The 18,368-nt window shown below is 35.3% G+C and carries 12 protein-coding genes and 5 pseudogenes; 5 read left to right on the forward strand and 12 right to left on the reverse strand.

The genetic code is table 11. From position 1 onward, the window contains the following. The first annotated feature begins 62 nt into the window (after positions 1-62). From KFD70_RS26395 to KFD70_RS26405, 3 genes and pseudogenes are all read left to right on the forward strand, one after another. Positions 63-989, forward strand: coding sequence for a DUF2268 domain-containing putative Zn-dependent protease (locus tag KFD70_RS26395; RefSeq protein WP_336454369.1), 927 nt, complete (start codon positions 63-65; stop codon positions 987-989). Continuing rightward, positions 964-1,731, forward strand: coding sequence for a MerR family transcriptional regulator (locus KFD70_RS26400; RefSeq protein ID WP_336454368.1), 768 nt, complete (start codon positions 964-966; stop codon positions 1,729-1,731). Before KFD70_RS26395 ends, KFD70_RS26400 begins: the two co-directional genes overlap by 26 nt. Before the next feature lie 648 nt (positions 1,732-2,379). Then, positions 2,380-3,146: pseudogene (locus tag KFD70_RS26405) on the forward strand (RNA-guided endonuclease TnpB family protein). Positions 3,147-3,552: 406 nt separating this feature from the next. On the opposite strand, the pseudogene KFD70_RS26410 reads toward KFD70_RS26405, so the two are convergent. From KFD70_RS26410 to KFD70_RS26430, 5 genes and pseudogenes are all read right to left on the reverse strand, one after another. Continuing rightward, a pseudogene (locus KFD70_RS26410) lies at positions 3,553-4,521 on the reverse strand (hypothetical protein); the annotation flags it as partial. Between the two features lie 16 nt (positions 4,522-4,537). Then, the gene (locus tag KFD70_RS26415; protein ID WP_336454467.1) at positions 4,538-6,499 is read right to left on the reverse strand and encodes a bifunctional metallophosphatase/5'-nucleotidase; all 1,962 of its coding nucleotides are present in this window, start codon (positions 6,497-6,499) and stop codon (positions 4,538-4,540) included. Between the two features lie 177 nt (positions 6,500-6,676). Next, positions 6,677-6,886 (reverse strand): HNH endonuclease, encoded by a 210-nt coding sequence (locus KFD70_RS26420; protein ID WP_431613475.1) that lies wholly within the window; start codon positions 6,884-6,886, stop codon positions 6,677-6,679. Between the two features lie 43 nt (positions 6,887-6,929). Next, positions 6,930-8,720: a response regulator gene (locus KFD70_RS26425; RefSeq protein WP_336454466.1), complete on the reverse strand. Its 1,791-nt coding sequence runs from the start codon at positions 8,718-8,720 to the stop codon at positions 6,930-6,932. A gap of 4 nt (positions 8,721-8,724) precedes the next feature. Next, a complete protein-coding gene (locus tag KFD70_RS26430; protein WP_336454465.1) occupies positions 8,725-9,315 on the reverse strand; it encodes a sensor domain-containing protein in 591 nt (196 codons plus the stop codon). A gap of 307 nt (positions 9,316-9,622) precedes the next feature. Here KFD70_RS26430 and KFD70_RS26435 point away from each other — a divergent pair. Further along, positions 9,623-10,202, forward strand: a pseudogene (locus KFD70_RS26435) (serine hydrolase domain-containing protein); the annotation flags it as partial. 119 nt (positions 10,203-10,321) lie between these two features. Here the strand turns inward: KFD70_RS26435 and KFD70_RS26440 are convergent. From KFD70_RS26440 to KFD70_RS26450, 3 genes and pseudogenes are all read right to left on the reverse strand, one after another. Continuing rightward, positions 10,322-10,417 (reverse strand): annotated as a pseudogene (locus KFD70_RS26440) (LysR family transcriptional regulator); the annotation flags it as partial. A 26-nt stretch (positions 10,418-10,443) separates the two neighbouring features. After that, entirely contained in the window at positions 10,444-11,874 is a 1,431-nt protein-coding gene (gene aspA / locus KFD70_RS26445) for an aspartate ammonia-lyase (RefSeq protein ID WP_336454464.1), read from the reverse strand. 53 nt (positions 11,875-11,927) lie between these two features. Then, positions 11,928-12,932, reverse strand: coding sequence for an asparaginase (locus KFD70_RS26450; protein ID WP_336454463.1), 1,005 nt, complete (start codon positions 12,930-12,932; stop codon positions 11,928-11,930). Positions 12,933-13,115: 183 nt separating this feature from the next. On the opposite strand from KFD70_RS26450, the gene KFD70_RS26455 reads away from it, so the two are divergent. Beyond that, on the forward strand, positions 13,116-13,496 hold the full coding sequence (locus KFD70_RS26455; RefSeq protein WP_336454462.1) for a helix-turn-helix domain-containing protein: 381 nt from the start codon (positions 13,116-13,118) through the stop codon (positions 13,494-13,496). An 80-nt stretch (positions 13,497-13,576) separates the two neighbouring features. Here KFD70_RS26455 and KFD70_RS26460 read toward each other — a convergent pair. The 4 genes and pseudogenes from KFD70_RS26460 to proC form a co-directional block, all read right to left on the reverse strand. Further along, positions 13,577-14,343, reverse strand: a pseudogene (locus tag KFD70_RS26460) (RNA-guided endonuclease TnpB family protein). Between the two features lie 398 nt (positions 14,344-14,741). Beyond that, positions 14,742-16,157, reverse strand: coding sequence for an amino acid permease (locus KFD70_RS26465; protein WP_336454639.1), 1,416 nt, complete (start codon positions 16,155-16,157; stop codon positions 14,742-14,744). Between the two features lie 131 nt (positions 16,158-16,288). Then, entirely contained in the window at positions 16,289-17,629 is a 1,341-nt protein-coding gene (gene brnQ5 / locus KFD70_RS26470) for a branched-chain amino acid transport system II carrier protein BrnQ5 (protein WP_336454640.1), read from the reverse strand. Positions 17,630-17,816: 187 nt separating this feature from the next. Beyond that, positions 17,817-18,368, reverse strand: a 552-nt coding sequence (gene proC / locus KFD70_RS26475; protein ID WP_431613474.1) for a pyrroline-5-carboxylate reductase, incomplete at its 5' end; no start/stop codon positions are given.

An 18,368-nucleotide genomic window follows, 5' to 3' on the forward strand; every position in this document is an offset into this window, starting at 1 on the left:
CTTGACTATAACGCTACGTCATAGTGCATAATTTTAACTATATTAAATAAGGAGTGAAAGAAATGAATATAAAATCATTACGCTCAGATAAAATATATCGAAAAATTTTACAAGCTCCAAAAGAGGAAAAGGTTGAGTTATACAGACAAGAAATGTTGGCTCCGTTTATGGGGAAATGGGAAATTCAACATGTTCCTTTTAAGACTGAGGAGCCAAATGGTTTTGATGTTATTACATTGAATAATATAATGAGCATTTCTCCTAATCAGATTACAAATGAGATTACACCAGAATTAGAATTGATTTCGTCTGATTCTTTTTGGTCTGAGTGTAAAGAAGTTGTTAGGAAAAGCCTTCATTTATTTAGAGAGCATGATGTGAACCTTCGTGTATCCGATTACTTATTCACGATTCTATTAGGGGATCCAAATAGCCCTTCATTAATGTTAAATGAAGGATATAGTGGTGATGGAGGTATCCCTGGCTATATTTTGTGTACACTTGTGCCAAATGAATACACAATACCTCGAATGAAAGCTGCTTTAGCACATGAATGTAATCATAACGTTCGATATCAATTTATTCAGTGGGACCATACTGTTACTTTAGGTGAATTAATTGTTAGTGAAGGGTTAGCAGAAAACTTTGCTACTTCTATTTTTGGAGAGGATCTACTCGGTCCTTGGGTATCGAAAACAACTATGGAAATGCTTAATAGACATATTAAACCTGTGCTCAAGGAACAATTACAATTAACAGGATTTGATAAAATTGCACCGTATCTTTATGGTGACGAATTAGCAAAAATTCAAAACTATATGCCAGTCAATATGTCTTATGCTGCTGGTTATGCCTGTGGATACCATTTAATTAAATACTATTTAGAAAAAACAGGTAAAAATATCTTTGAAGCCACAATAATTCCTGCCAATCTAATATTAGATGAAATAAAAGGATTTTGGGATGAAGAAACAATTATTAACGGTTAAAGATATTGTTCAAATTACAGGCATAACAAAAAGAACCTTACAATATTATGATAAAATAAATTTATTAAAGCCAATTCACTTAACAGAAAATGGTTATCGACTCTATGATAGGAAAAGTTTAGCAAAACTTCAAATGATTCTATTTTTTAAGGAACTGGACTTTTCTCTAAAGGAAATTGCGGATATTTTGAAACTTACGAGAGAAGAACAGCAACAATTATTAAAGAAGCATAACCAAACTTTATTGTTAAAAAAACAACGTTTAGAAACAGTTATTACTGCGGTGGATGAGTATGTATCAGGAAAGGATATCTACAATTTAAATATTTTTAATAATTCATCCATTTTACCATTACAAGAACAATATGCTCATGAGGCGAAATTCATCTATGGTGAAACAGAAAAATACAAAGAATTTGAGGGGAAACTGAAAAAACTCTCTCCTAGTGGAAAAACGAACTTATTTCATGAATTCGAACAAAAAATGGAAAGAATATTTACAAAAATCGCTTCCTATATTAATCAATCACCTACTTCCGATGAAGTACAGCAATTAATTGTAGAGTGGAAGAGTTATCTCGAACAATCTATTGTATGTGACTCTGAAATGTTGACATGTATTGCAAATACGTATAAATTTGATAATCGCTTCAAAAATTACATAAATCAATTTAGTAATGAAGACTTAGCTGAATTTTTATATAACGCTATTATACATTATACCAATAAACAGAAGCGTTAATTTCATACTTTTATAATACAACATATAAATAAAAGATGGTGTTAATTGAAATTTTACACCATCTTTTTAAATAACTTTATTGTCACTGCACACTTTGTGTATTAAAATGAGAGTTTATATTTTTGTGTTACTGAACAAATAGGGGACATCAAAAACTATTAGGTCCATTAATTCACTTTTATTTAGTTTACATAAGATAAATTATCGGTAGTGATTTGGTGTATTAAAACATCATATCAAAATGAATAGGTATCTTATGTTATTGAGATGAAAAAGAAGAAATTTTTCCTTTTTAAATTATGTGTATAAATAACATTATAATTAGACTTTTCTAGTATGCGTGCTGGACAATTATTTAAATAAGGCTTAATATCGTGAGATTAAATTCTCTTTAAGTGCTAGTATTTATTTTGAATTAAACTTTGTTCATATCTCATAATGAAGAGTATTCTTATGTTTTGAGATATAAGAGAAAAATACTAATTTATGCGCCTCCCCTTCTTTATCATTTTCCGACAGAAGACTCCTTCCTCAAAAATGTGAAGGTGTGAAAACACCAATTTTAGGTGGGAGATGAATGTCGATAGGCGTAAGCCTACTGTTTTTAGTATACTGTAGGTATCCTACGAAAAAAGTGAGGTGCAACCCATGTTAGTAAATAAGACATATAAATTTCGTATCTATCCAAATAAGGTACAAGAAATAGTAATTGCTAAAACTATCGGTTGCAGTCGCTTTATATTTAACTATTTTCTTACTCTCTGGAATGACACCTATAAAGAAACAGGAAAAGGATTAACCTATCCTTTTTGCTCTGCCGAGCTTACTCAATTAAAAAAGCAACAGGATACACTTTGGTTAAAAGAAGTGGATAGTATTGCTCTTCAATCCACATTAAAAAACCTCGCAGATGCTTTTTCACGTTTTTTCAAGAAACAAAATGATATTCCACGATTCAAATCTAAAAACAATAAGGTTCAATCCTACACAACCAAGCAAACGAACGGTAATATTGCGATTATAGATAACAAGCTGATTACTTACATAAACTCTCTACTGAAATCATCAAAAACCACGATGTCATCGGTATAGAAGACTTACAAGTCAGTAACCTGCTCAAAAATGGAAAGCTTGCAAAAGCAATTAGTGAAGTATCTTGGTCACAATTTCGAACAATGTTGGAATATAAGGCAAAATGGTATGGCAAACAAGTTGTTGTGGTATCTAAAACATTTGCTTCCAGTCAGTTATGTTCCAATTGTGGATACAAAAACAAAGATGTTAAAAATCTAATAATTCGTGAGTGGGATTGCCCTTCTTGTGGCACACATCACGATAGAGATAGGAATGCAGCACTCAATCTGAGAAACGAAGCAATTCATCTCTTAACCGTAGGAACTACGGGGATAGCCTAATCCATTAGAGTTCGATAGAACTCTGTACTTAGGAATCTCCCACTTCAAACAGTCCGTAAGGACGTTAAGTGGTGAGTAGTTCAAAAAATTAACAATAATTTTCCATCGTTGGACTAGAGTTATATTTGGATATATATATTAAAAAAGGAACCCACATGGGGTCCCTTTTTTAACTTTCACTCTTTTTCAAAAGGTGCATATTTGCACTATATTTATTACTTGTTTGCTTATAGTTTTGATAAGTCTATATTGGTTTCTTCGTTAATATGATCGCAATGTTGTAAATAAGTACTATAATAGCTGCTAGAATTATATTTAATTATCGATTAAACAAGGGTTTAATGTAGAGTTCTCAATTCCTATATTCCCCTCTTCTATTTTGCATTGTTGTAGAAAGATATGAGTTTCACTTTATAACCTGTTTGCAATATTTACACGTACTACGCCTCCGGTAATAATAAGCAATCGTAGCACCAAACAGAGCGATTCCCCAAGTTGGCCATAATAACTCAGGACCTTCCAATGCCCATCCCTTATGATCCAGCCCCCCTTTAGTAATAAAACTTAGGATGTACATCAAACCAGCTGAAGTAACCATAATAGAAAACAAGGAAGCAGGAACAATTGCTAAGGAAAGAGGTACACGCTTGCCAGCAATAAATGGAAACCAAAGTGGAAATTTTTCTCTCCATTGCTGAATAAGTCCAAGCGTAAGAATTGCCCCTCCGAGCGCTACGGTAGCCAAGGATGCACCCATTAACCAAATTCCAGGTGAATCACGTTCAAAAGAATCAAGTAATTCTTTTGTAGTTCCTAGTGGAATGCCGATTGTCCAACACTATCTTGTTATGGAATAACAAATAGGAATTATAATAGCAATGTACGTACACCATTTTCCCCAAGATGCTGCTGAGGATTGTGATGTCCATTTAGAAGGATTACTATTTTGGCCACAATACGGACAAGCATTTCATGTTTGGCGTTGATAGACTAAAGCAGTAGCACTCCATAGAAATACTCCTAGCATACTAATATATTGATTTACAATCGTCCAGTACATTATCTGTTCAAAAAATTTCACTCCATGCGGAAAATCAAATGGCGCTTCAATCAAAAAGACAAATCCATATGCTGCAGACGCCAATACACGGTAGTCAATAACTGCAAATAATAGAATCGCTACTAACATATACACAAATATGAGTAATACTATTCGTAAAAAAACCTTGCTCCAGCCACGAATCATCATGACAGCTATAATGACTCCCATTACTCCAAATCTAGCCATCATAGGTGCACCGATCTCAGGGCTTAAAGCAGCTAGCATTGAGTATTCAGATTGTGGATCCCCTATCCCAAGTGGAAAACCTTTCCCTAAAACAATCTAAGTATTAGATTTTTCCTATATTTTTAATAATCCTATTTAGTTTTTTGTAAAATTCACCTTTTGTTTTTACATGCTTAAACTGATTTGGATTAATATGAGCTTTTTGAGAGAGTGCTACAATCTCTTCTTTTGTAATTGAATCTTTAGTATTTATAGCTGCTATATTTGTATATTTTCCATCTTCTGTTTTTGGAATTTCTAAAATCCCTTTATTTATGAGATTCACTACAGCCTTATGCTCTGAAGAATGTGTATCTACACCGGTAATTTTCCAATTATGCATAACTTTTGGCGTGTATACACCATCCTTTACCTCTTTTAAATATGTAATAGCAAGGTTACGAATGATTCCACCTGTTTCACCAAATGCATTCTCTTGTTTAGATGACCAAATCTGTTCAAACTTACGTCCCTCTAAAGCCCCTCCTTTTGCTTGAAGAGCCTCCATTCTATATGCATTCATTCCCAGAGTCATAACATCGCTCATTTTGATTGGTTTATTTGTACGAATAGATCGTAAATTTGTAATTCGACTTCCATATGGTTTTGTTAAGTCAATTTCGTATTTCACGCCTCCAAAGAAGTCGTTCGTACTGTATTTAGACGCACGGCGTGTTTTATCAAAGCTAACTGTTACATCTCCGGCACGAGATGAGTTAAAATAACCCGCCGCCCACTCCATATAATCTTTTAAATCTTTTCCAGTTATCTTATATACTGTAATTTCTCCCAAAGCATATTGGTAATTATACGCAATATCTTTCTTCTTAATAGGACCTACATCTAAACGTGCATAATCGTTATCAATTTGATGGGCTACTACATCTGCTTTGCTGTAATAGAGCATGACTTCATGAAAAAAATCTGATAAAGGTGTCTCTTGAATTTGCACACTTGGAATACCCTTTATTTCATTTTCAGGAACAAGATTTCTACCCTTTAATTGAGCAACTACAACATTTGCATCTCCTCTCGCATACTCGTGAAAAGGTGTTAGTGTTGCTTCAAGTGCAGGATCAGATAATACCGTTGTTCCATCAGCATTTTTTACAGGTAAAGCGGTAGCTATTTTATCTTTTAAAACCAGCTTCCCATCTTGCTTTGTAAAAGTAAGGTCAATACGTGAGATATGCGTTCCATATTTGTCTGGTTCTGTAATAATAACACCATTTACAACTTCTTTTTTAACAAGTTTATGCATATGAGCTGCAAAAATAGCGCTTATTTCCGGACAAGCATTCGCAATATCTTGAACTCCAGTACCAGGGATTCCATTCTCATTTTCTAGTCCCATATGCATAACCCCTACCATTACATCTACTTTACCTTTTAATTCTTTAATTACCTTTTTTGTCTCTTCTACTGGATTTTTCACAACTAAACCAGCTAAATGATCTGTCCCTTTTTCAAAATCACTAATCATTGGTGTATTCATGCCAATAATCCCAACTTTAATTCCACCTTTTTCAACAATCGTATATGCAGGAAGAAAACGCTCTCCATTCTCCTTGTAAATATTTCCTGCTAACGTCTTTCCCTTATATTGCTCACTAACTTTTTTCAATGTATCTAATCCAAAATTGAATTCATGATTTCCAAATGCCCAAGCATCATATCCCATTTCGTTCATTGCTACCATCATTGGAGACTGTGGCTTATCATTGAATAGTTCTACTGAGTTCCCTTGAATTGTATCTCCGGCATCTAATAATATGGTATTTGGATTTTCTTGACGCACCTTCTTTATAACCGTATAAAGCTGCGTTAAACTTCCACTCATATTAGCACCATCAAGTGCATAATCCCAAGGCATAAACCTACCATGAATATCTGCAGTACCCAATAATGTAATATTAACATCAGATTCCTCTGCTTTAGAGATAACTGGTTTGATTGTTATTGTTGCTCCAAGTAGTATAAAAATAATAAAATAACATACATGGCTCTTCCATCTCATTTTTGACATAATAACAATGTTTCTCCCCTTTTTGTACTGTTATATAATTTCTTGAACTTTAAAAATGTAACTTATTATTCGGAAAACTTCAACTACAAAAAATAATTTTAAATATTTATAATCCCTATTATTGATCATCTAAATTACGAAAGGCGAGCCGATGACGGTTCGCCTGGTGTTTTTAACTTATTTAGCTAATAAATCTTTTAATTGATTAGCAGAAAGCCATGGTCTTTTGTGGTGTAACATACGGTGACAATTTGAACAAACAAGAACAGTATCCTCTACTTTAGTTACCTCATTTTTATTCTTTTCCGAAATAGGCTTCGTGTGATGACCTTCTATATACCCTTCATCAATATCGCCGTAATGCGCTTTCGATGTAGCCCATGAAATATAGAATCACTCACATACCCCTAGTAGTTGGCAATGCCTCCTCCTATGAAATTAATCCTGTATCTTTTGCTTTTTCCACGGCTTCTTCTCGATTTTTGACTCCCAGCTTGTCATAGAGGTTGGAGGCGTAATTTCTTACTGTGCCATTTGATAAATAAAGTTTCGAAGCGATTGTTTTATAACGGATTCCTTGTGATAATAGATTCAAAACTTCTAGTTCGCGTTTCGTTAAGCCATACTCTTTTCCATCTGACTTTGATTCGACTGACTTTGCCTCATTATTTCTTTCCCACAGTCTATGGAACAAATCTTGGTTAATCATCGTGCCTCCCCGATAGACGAGGCGAATCGATTCAGCCAGTTCACACGAATCCATCGATTTCAGCAAATAGCCGTCAGCGCCACTTCGTATAATTTCCTTTGCCCTTTCTGTATCCTGAAACGTTGACAGGATGAGGACGCGAATGTCAGGCCATTTTTCCTTGATTACTTTGGTCGCACGAATCCCATCCAGATTGGGCATCTCCAAATCCATTAATACTAAATCTGGATTGAGGCTTTCGCACAATTCTACAGCCTGATTTCCATCTTCAGCCATTCCCACTACCTGCAAGTCTTCTTGTCCATCCAAAATTGTATGGAGACTTTCTCGAATAAACGAGTGATCATCGACGATACATAAGCGGATTCGTTCTTCGGACAATTGTGCTAGTCTGGGTAACACACATGAGATGAGCGTCCCCTCCCCTTTTTTGGAGTATATAGTGACTCTCCCTTGTAACTGTATCACACGGTCTTTCATCGTAGTTAATCCGAAGCCATCCTTCCATTCCTCCACCCCACAGCCATTATCTTGCACATCCAATCTCGTTTGTTGTGGCTCAAAATGTAGTGAAACAAGAATTTCGGTGGAGTTTCCATGTCGCACCGCATTCGTTAGCGATTCCTGCAAACTCCGATACAGCGTCATTTTTGATTGTTTGGAGACCATATACTCTTCCCCTATTATTCGAATGCGCACATTTACTTTTGCATGTTTCTGGAATTCCTCTGTTAATTGTTGCAACGTAACAGTTAAGGGAAGTGATTCTTGGGGTGAATCCATTTGATGTAAATACGTTCTCACTTCTTCCATACTGTTACGGGCCAATTGCAATAATGAGTCGAGCTTTTGCTCTCCATCTTTAGTCTTTAATTCCGTACGTAATGTTTCCATTCCCATAATAATCGAGGTATAGGAATGCCCCATCGTATCGTGCAAATCTTTGGAGAGCCTGTCACGCTCCTCCAACAAAGTAATCCGTTCAATCTGAGATACGTACTGTTCCAATACATGCTTCTGGTTACGAATAACTTCATTTTGACGGTAATTGACAACAAGTAAACGAAAGGAAGATCCCATAGCAAAAGCCAAACCGAGTTGTATGATAATTACCCATAACTCTATTCCATGGGTAATTATTGCAATGAGTAACGGAAACAAAATAACTGTGACAGCACCCGACCAACGGTATGATTTATGGGCACTATTTGCCGCAATCATGAAAGTCGGCATTAAAAAAGCAAGGTATGCTGACGGAAATAATAAAGTTAAGTAAAAGCTTACTCCGCCAAACAAAGCTATCTCAGTAAACAGATAATGGCGATAACTGAACATTAAACAAATCCAAGGTACTGAAAATGAGGCCACTTCCCAAAGAATAATGATCCAAAGTGGCACAGTCAAATGGTCTTGGTGTTGAATAGTAGTTAACATCAATGATAGCCAGATGATAAAACGTATACAAAGTAATATCCAATCATACCAGAACCATTCTTTCAAGCTCTTAAACAAATTATCACCCCTTAATAGCCTTAAACATGGAACACGTGTACATTCCAACTATTTGAACTAAGCTGCTTCCAATACGAATGCGTAACCAGACGAGAATGCACCCAGCAATCATGACAAATATAGCTTTCTCCCATGAATTCACAGCGATTCCCAATAAGTATATCTCAAAATATTGAAATAGTAATGGTGCAAAGATAAATGCAAGCGGAGCTACGTACAATATAACGGCACTTATAAGGCTAAACACTCCAACAAAAAATTTCTGCATGAGCCAAAAAATAGCCCTCCAATTACTACTATTAAGAATCGTTACTCTCGCTTTAATCCATCTATCCCCTCCACTTTCTGTCCTTGTTAAGATTGGCTCTATCGATATATCTGTATAAATTTTCGTCTGAATGCGTTCATACTGGACAAACGTGTGAGCTGTTTGTAACACACTCGCCAACAAGGGAATACCCACGAAGATAACCGTCATCACCAACGCAATTGTAATGCTGACCAAATAGAAACAAAAGTAAAACAATCCAGATCCGAAGGTAAACAACAAAAAGTAAAAATCTTGCAAAATTTTTTGAGATGATGTTTTCGTCATTAGATTCTCTCCTCCTCTTTCTTTGCTATTACGTTAAGAGCCGCCCTTCGATTTTAACCATTCGTCTGTCACATACGGTAGTGTCAAAGTGTCATGATTTGTAAGTCATGACTATCAAAACAGCCGTACCCCCCTATTTTTCATGGTCTATATAAATCTGACAAAAAGTCACTAGCTACTATGACTTGCTGCTTGCTACACTCAGTGCATACACTGACGAGCTGACAACTCGTTGTGCTAACAAGAAAATTTCAGTCAAACAAAGGAGTGCACGAAAAATGAAAAAACAATCAATAAATTGGGCCTCATGGCAATTCTGCTTACTTCTACAAGCATGATTTCTGCGTGTTCCCAACAATCATTAGAAGTTGGAAAATCAAAACCATCAACATCCACAACGGATATCAAAATGACGAAAGCACCTAGTAAAAAAAAGAAGTAGAATCTTTTGCTGATCTGTTATTTGAGGAAAAAATGAAGAAGTTCAATGTGAACGGTTCAAGTTTTGTCGTCGTCCATGATGGAAAAGTCGTCGTCAATAAAGGGTATGGTTATGCAGATAAAGAAAAGAAAATCCCCGTCGGGACACGGTCTTTCAAATTGCTTCAGTCTCGAAAACATTTACTGCCTTAGACGTGATGCAACAAGTCGATAAAGGAAAGCTCAAACTAGATGAAGATGTACAACGATATCTTGGTGGATTAAAAATCCCCAATCAAACAGGAAAACCTCTCACCCTGTTTGATATGCTAACTTATACTAGCGGCGTAGATTTTCCAGATATCACCACAATTACCGGACCGGAATATGTTGATCAAAATATATCGATGAAGGAGTTTTTCTCTAAAAATATACCAACGGTAGTACGGCCGCCCGGCATATGTTATTGCTAGGTAAAAAACGCTATTTTACTAATTAAAATAGCGTTTTTTAAACTTTGAATAAGCAATTCTCTATAGCAATCGAATTTCTACTATTTAATATTGTTTTGAAGCTGATCTAAAAACTAGTTTGCTGCACTAGAAAATACTTGATGTTTTTTCCAGATGATATTTAAATTTGCTTCTAATCTGGGGATTAATAGTTTAAAGCAAAGTTTGCTGTATTCATTGTTTAATGGTTAATATGCTATTCCCTTTCAAGTAAAATTGCACCCGCGATTCCTGGATGTGTCATTTCGTATGGGTCTAGAATTAAATCTAGCTCCTCCTCTGTTAACACATCATACTTTAGGCATAGTTCTCTTATCGGAGCTCCACTTAAAATTGCCTCTTTGGCAATGCGGGCAGCAACCTCGTACCCAATATGGGGATTAACCGCTGTAATGACACCCACACTATTTTCTACATATTCTTTCAAACGTTCTTCATTTGCCTTGATTCCCTTTAAGCAGTGATTTGTGAAAACACGGAAAGCATTATCCATAATGCTTATAGACTGAAACAGGTTAAATACAAGGACTGGCTCCATAACATTTAGTTCCAGCTGACCCGCCTCTGATGCAAGGCAAATAGTATGGTCATTACCAATCACTTGGAACGCTACTTGGTTAATCACCTCTGCCATCACTGGATTTACTTTACCAGGCATGATGGATGAACCCGGCTGACGTGCCGGTAACGTAATTTCCCCCAATCCAGCTCTAGGGCCAGATGCCATTAAACGTAAATCATTCGCGAATTTTGACATATTCATCATGCATACTTTCAATGCAGCGGATACCTCTGTATAGGCATCCGTACTTTGCGTTGCATCGACTAGATGCTCAGCACCAACAAGTGGTAATTCACTAATTTCAGCGAGATATTTGACAACCAGTTTAATATAACGAGTGTCTGCATTTAATCCTGTACCGACTGCTGTCGCTCCCATGTTCAATTCATATAAATGTTGGCTGGATTGCTTAATACGCTTAATATCACGTTCAATCATGCGTCCATATGCTTCAAATTCCTGACCAAGACGAATTGGTACAGCATCTTGAAGGTGGGTGCGGCCCATTTTGATTACATGATTGAATTCTTGTGCTTTTTGTTGGAACACGCTGTGCATATCGGCCATTGTTTTCAGTAATTTTTCAAGAAGATTCAACACTGCGATATGAATTGCTGTAGGAAATGCGTCGTTTGTAGATTGAGACATATTCACATGAGTATTAGGACTGCAATGGAAGTAGTCTCCTTTTTCTTTCCCTAGTAATTCAATGGCACGATTGGCAATGACTTCATTTACATTCATATTTATTGATGTCCCGGCTCCGCCTTGAATAGGATCTACGATAATTTGATCATGCCATTTCCCTTTCATCATTTCATCTGCCGCTTTTACAATAGCTTCTCCAATTCCTGAATATAGGCGTTTAACGTCCATGTTTGCTTGTGCTGCTGCTTTTTTCACCATAGCCATTGCTTTAATTAATTCTTCATGTATTCTAAATCCTGTGATTGGAAAATTTTCAACAGCACGTAGAGTTTGAATTCCGTAATAGGCCTTGATAGGTACTTCCTTTGATCCTAAAAAATCCTTCTCAACTCGCATGTGCTCTTTTGTAATTGACATATTAATTTCTCTCCTCTATAAAATGCAAAATCCTAGAAAGATAGATAGAATCATTACCAATCCTTATCAGATGGAAGCGTTAAATCACTTGCTAAAGGGGTTTCAATGATCTCTTTGACCTCTTCTAATTTATCAGTTTGTCCAAGTGTCCACATCAGTTTCGCCATGATGGCTTCCGTATTCATATCTCCAGATAATATTACTCGATGCTGTGCTACCTTTTGTCCTACTTCATAGAGAAGTATATCTTCTCCTTCTTCCAAGCACTGAGTTGTGATCACTATAGCAATTCCCTCTTCAGTAAGCTCTTGAATTTTTGAAAGCAAGTTCCTTCCTTCAAAAGGTAATCCGCCGTTACCAAAGCTTTCAATAATAATTCCTTTATACAAACCTTTTAGACAATCAAATATCTCTGGCTTTGTACCTGGATACAATTTCATAAGAAAAACATCTGTACATAAACTAGTATTTACCGAGAGCTTATTACTAGTAGACATTGGCTTCCAATGATATCTAACTTCATTTTCATTTACATCGGCAACATATGGATAATTCACACTTTCAAACGCATCATAACTTTTGGTTCGCATTTTAACGGCTCTTGTCCCAATAATGACCCGACCATCAAAAACAATGAACACACCGCCAATATCCTCACAGGAAAATCTCAGGGCATCAGCTACATTTTTCCTTGCGTCTGTTTTTTTAAAACTGATAGGGACTTGTGAGCCTGTTAAAACAACCGGTTTTCTTAGACCTTGAAGCATATAAGAAAGCGCAGAAGATGTATAGGCTAATGTATCTGTCCCATGTGTAATCACAAATCCGTCATAATAATCATAATGGTGAAAAACAGCATTAGCCATTTCTACCCAATTCTCAGGCTGCATATTGGTACTGTCAATGTTCATTAAGATTTTGCAATCAATTTCTATGTTTGGGGATGACTTAGAGAAATAATGCAACAATTCCTCAGCAGCTAATCCTGGAACGAGCCCTTCGTTTCCCTCCACTGAAGCAATCGTTCCACCAGTTGCGAGTATTAAAATTTTCTTCATACATAAAACCTCCACAGAATAAATAACTGTATATCGTTCGCGAAATGCGTATTTATACTTATCATTATAGAACTTAATTTGGAATAATCAAGGTTTTGTATTCTATACGCGTACTTTTTTCTATTCTTGGTTATTTTTCTATGTTATAATTGATTCAACAAAAATAGATGGGGTATGAGACGAATGCTGGAACGTTTATCTGAATTAAGAAAAAATCAAAAATGGTCCTTACAAGATACAGCAGATCGACTTGGGATTGCGAAAAGTACCTATGCTGGGTATGAAAATGGTTACAGAATGCCTTCATTACAATCTTTATCCAAAATAGCAGATTTATTTGATACATCAGTAGATTATATATTGGGTCGAACTGAATATCTGCAAAAGAAAATAGGTGTTGTTGAGATTACAAAGATATTGAAAGATTCTAACCATACACTTTCCATAGACGGAGAATCATTATCTACAGAAGAAATAATTGAATTTATAGCTTTTGTGAGGAGTAAAAGAGAATTAAAAGCTGGAAGAATAGAAGAGCTTTTATCTACGATTGAAAATAATTGAACTACTCACCACTTAACGTCCTTACGGACAGTTTGAAGTGGGAGATTCCTAAGTACAGAGTTCTATCGAACTCTAATGGATTAGGCTATCCCTGTAGTTCCTACGGTTAAGAGATGAATTGCTTCGTTTCTCAGATTGAGTGCTGCATTCCTATCTCTATCGTGATGTGTGCCACAAGAAGGGCAATCCCACTCATGAATTATTAGATTTTTAACATCTTTGTTTTTGTATCCACAATTGGAACATAACTGACTAGAAGCAAACGTTTTAGATACCACAACAACTTGTTTGCCATACCATTTTGCTTTATATTCCAACATCGTTCGAAATTGTGACCAAGATACTTCACTAATTGCTTTTGCAAGCTTTCCATTTTTGAGCAGGTTACTGACTTGTAAGTCTTCTATACCGATGACATCGTGGTTTTTGATGATTTCAGTAGAGAGTTTATGTAAGTAATCAGCTTGTTATCTATAATCGCAATATTACCGTTCGTTTGCTCGGTTGTGTAGGATTGAACCTTATTGTTTTTAGATTTGAATCGTGGAATATCATTTTGTTTCTTGAAAAAACGTGAAAAAGCATCTGCGAGGTTTTTTAATGTGGATTGAAGAGCAATACTATCCACTTCTTTTAACCAAAGTGTATCCTGTTGCTTTTTTAATTGAGTAAGCTCGGCAGAGCAAAAAGGATAGGTTAATCCTTTTCCTGTTTCTTTATAGGTGTCATTCCAGAGAGTAAGAAAATAGTTAAATATAAAGCGACTGCAACCAATAGTTTTAGCAATTAATATTTCTTGTACCTTATTTGGATAGATACGAAATTTATATGCCTTATTTACTAACATGGGTTGCACCTCACTTCTTTCGTAGGATACCTACAGTATACTAAAAAAGTAGGCTTACGCCTACCGACATTCATCTCCCACCTAAAATTGGTGTTTTCACACCTTCACATTTTTGAGGAAGGAGTCTTCTGTCGGAAAACAATAAAATAAAAAAGATATGATGCTTTATTTTTTTCAATCGAAGGATTCTAAAGCGATTGCGTAAAAATTATTTAAATGGACATCAAAACAGTAAGGGAAAATACGAATCTGTCTCTTCTGTAGAAGGCATTTCAAAAAAATTATGTAACATCAAAAAGATGACTTCTGTATTCAACAGAAGTCATCTTTTTTAATTTTGATTGATATCTATGTTACTCCATTATCGATATAATTATTAATAGTATTTCCTCTGACTATTATCTCGCCATTTTATCATGTGCTTTTGAAATTTTTTCCTCATTTAAATTACTGTGCTTCATCGAATAAACAAAATATATTACTGCTCCAATAGTGATCCAAATACTGAAGTACACCCATGTTCTTAATGGTAAATTTAGCATTAAGAACACACAACATACAATTGAAATGCTTGGTAATACGGGTACAAACGGCACCATAAATCCACGTTTTAAATTTGGGTGTGATTTACGGAGGATAATAACTGATACACTAACTAGCGCAAACGTTACTAAACCACCAATGTTAACTAAATTCGCTAATTCTTTTAAATCAATAAATCCAGCTATCACAGAGCTTCCTATTCCCGCTAATCCAATTGTAAAGGTTGGTGCTCCAGTCTTCTTATTAATCTTCGCAAGTGATTTTGGTAACAGTCCATCACGACTCATTGCAAAGAATACTCGTGTTGCAGCGTACATAGTCGAGAAAATAACAGCCATAAGGCCAATTACAGCCCCAGCAGCAATTACACCAGCGACTTTCCCTTGCCCTACAACTTCCATTACATAAGCCATTGCCTCAGGTACATTTAATTCTTTATAGGAAACCATCCCTGTCATAACAAGGCATACTATAATGTAAATAAGTGTACATATGATTAACGATACAATAATACCGATGGGAAGATTACGTTGTGGATCTTTTACTTCTTCTGCCGAAGTTGCTAATATATCGAAGCCCATAAAAGCGAAGAATACGGCTGCTCCACCAGCAAAAATCCCACTAAAACCGTATGGTGTAAATGGTATCCAGTTCTCTGGCTTTACATAGAATATACCAACTATAATAAATAATACAACCATTCCAATTTTAATTAGCACCATTATGTTATTGATACGTTTACTTTCCTTCGTACCACGCGATAACATCCATGTTAATATCAATGTAATGATTACCGCTGGTAGATTAACAATACCACCTTGTGATGGAATTGTTAATAGGGTTTTTGGTATCTCTAATCCAAATCCATTTATTAAATTGTGAAAATATCCCGTCCATCCACCAGCGACAGCCGCTGTTGCCACGATATATATTGAAAGTAACGTCCAACCTACTAAATGAGCCACAAACTCACCAATTGTTGCATAGGAGTACGTATATACACTACCTGACGTTGGGAGTGTAGAAGCAATTTCTGCGTAACATAATGCTATAAATGCACAAACAATCGCTGCAAGTACAAATGAAAAAATAACTGCTGGACCAGCATCTCTTGCTGCTACTAATCCAGTTAACACAAGAACTCCTGTTCCAATTATCGAGCCTATTCCTAACATAATTAAATCAAATGCTCCTAATGTTTTTGTTAAGGTCTTACTTTGATTATGCTCTAACAATTGTGTAACAGATTTCTTTTTTAATAACTTACTCATATTCTCTGTATCTCCTTTAAAAAATAAGGTATGTTTTTCTAATTCTTGTGGTATATATAAATTTACTTAGATATTAGCTGGTCCAAAACTTTACATTATATGAATTTAAAATATTCAAAAAATTTATTTAATCAAATTTCACCAGAACTAAGGGTATTTTTCTTCCGTAATACGCTAAAAATATAACCGCATACACCGCCTATAATAGCTGGAAGTACCCAACCTAAACCTACACTATACAAAGGAAGAGAATGGGCGAAAAAATTATGAATTATTTCGATTTTTACTCCAGCAGCATTTAAGCCATCAAATGAACTAATAATAAATGTTAATATCAAACTACCTTGATATACTTCAAATCTACCATTAAATACAGAGTGTAAAAAAGTTAAGAATATTAAGGTAATAGCAATTGGATACATAGTCATTAATACAGGGATTGAAATCGTAATTAATTGTGTTAATCCTATATTTGCAACTAGTGTACTAAAAACAGACAAAATAATAGCGAATTTTTTGTAAGAGATCTTTGGAAATAATTCATGGAAAAAAGAAGAACAAGCAGTGATAAGTCCTACGCTTGTGGTCAAACATGCTACTATAATCATTAAACCTAATAAAATTGCACCATAAGAACCAAAATAATAGTCTGAAACTTTTGCTAAAACTTCAGCGCCATTATCTAAACGACCAAGTTTTTCAACACTAGAAGCCCCCATATAGGAAAGGGCAGTATAGATAAGAGCTAAGAGTGTAGCAGCAATAGCCGTTGCTTTTGCACAAACAATCATGAGCTGTTTTTTAGTGGTAGCCCCTTTTTCTCTAATTGCATTTACAATAATAATCCCGAAAACAAAAGCTACAAGAGCATCCAGTGTTAAGTAACCTTCTTGAAAACCTTTAAAAAATGCATGTGATGTATACCCTTCAAAAGGTGCTTGAATTCTTCCAATTGGATGAACAAGAGCTACAACTACGAGCAATCCGATAAATGTCAATTTAATAGGAGTCAAAAATTTTCCAACTACATCAATAATTTTTGTAGGATTAAGTGATAACAAGCATGCAACTGTGAAAAATAAGATTGTAAATATAATTAATGTAACAGGACCTGCATCATTTGATAAAAAAGGTTTAATTCCAATTTCAAACGATACATTACCAGATCTAGGGATAGCGTAAAAAGGACCAATTGCTAGGTAGAGAACAGTTGTAAATACAATACCAAACAACGGATGTACACGACTAGCTAAAGATTGTAAATCCTTTTTGCCAGAAAAAACAAATGCTGTTATTGCTAGCAATGGTAAACCAACTCCGGTAACTAAGAAACCTGCATTGGCTATCCATACATTCTTTCCAGCCATTTGACCAAGCATAGGTGGAAAAATTAAATTTCCTGCTCCAAAAAACAATGCAAATAGCATTAATCCTATAATTATGATAAAGGAAGAAGGAACTTTTTTTGACATAATAAATCCTCCGATTACAAATTTTTATACACTCTTTATTTATACAAATTTAGGTTATTTCAGCTTAGAGTACAGTGGCGGAAGGCTATGTTATGGTCCTCCTCCCCTATAAGAGAATAGCAACAGGCTTTTAACTTTAAAAATAGCTTGAATTAATGAATGTGACGTTACCCCTAAATGTAGCTTCTTATTTATTAGTTAAATTGGATAATTCAACAGATTTTTGAGTACAACGTTTCATAGCTGAAATGATAGCTGTTCTTAAACCTTTTTCCTCTAGTGTTGCTACAGCTTCTATCGTCGTTCCCCCTGGAGAACAAACCATATCTTTCAACGCACCTGGATGTATTCCCGTTTCCAATACCATTTTTGCAGAACCTAATACAGCTTGAGCCGCGAATTTATAGGCTTGATTTCTTGGCATACCATCTAGTACAGCAGCATCTGCCATGGCTTCTATAAACATATATACATATGCTGGAGAAGAACCACTAATAGATGTTACAACATCCATTAATTTTTCACTTACTATCTCTGCCTGACCAAAACTATTAAATATATTGAGTATCTCTTCTAAATCTCTTTCTGCAACCATTTCATTGGAACATAACGCAGACATTCCTTCTCCAACAAGAGCAGGTGTATTAGGCATTACTCTTACAACCTTTAACTTTTTCCCGAAAGCATTCTCAGTACTCTTAATACTTTTTCCCGCAGCAATAGTTACGACTATTACATC

Origin of the sequence: Bacillus pfraonensis, from assembly GCF_050768835.1 — a bacterium.
GTDB lineage: Bacteria > Bacillota > Bacilli > Bacillales > Bacillaceae_G > Bacillus_A > Bacillus_A pfraonensis.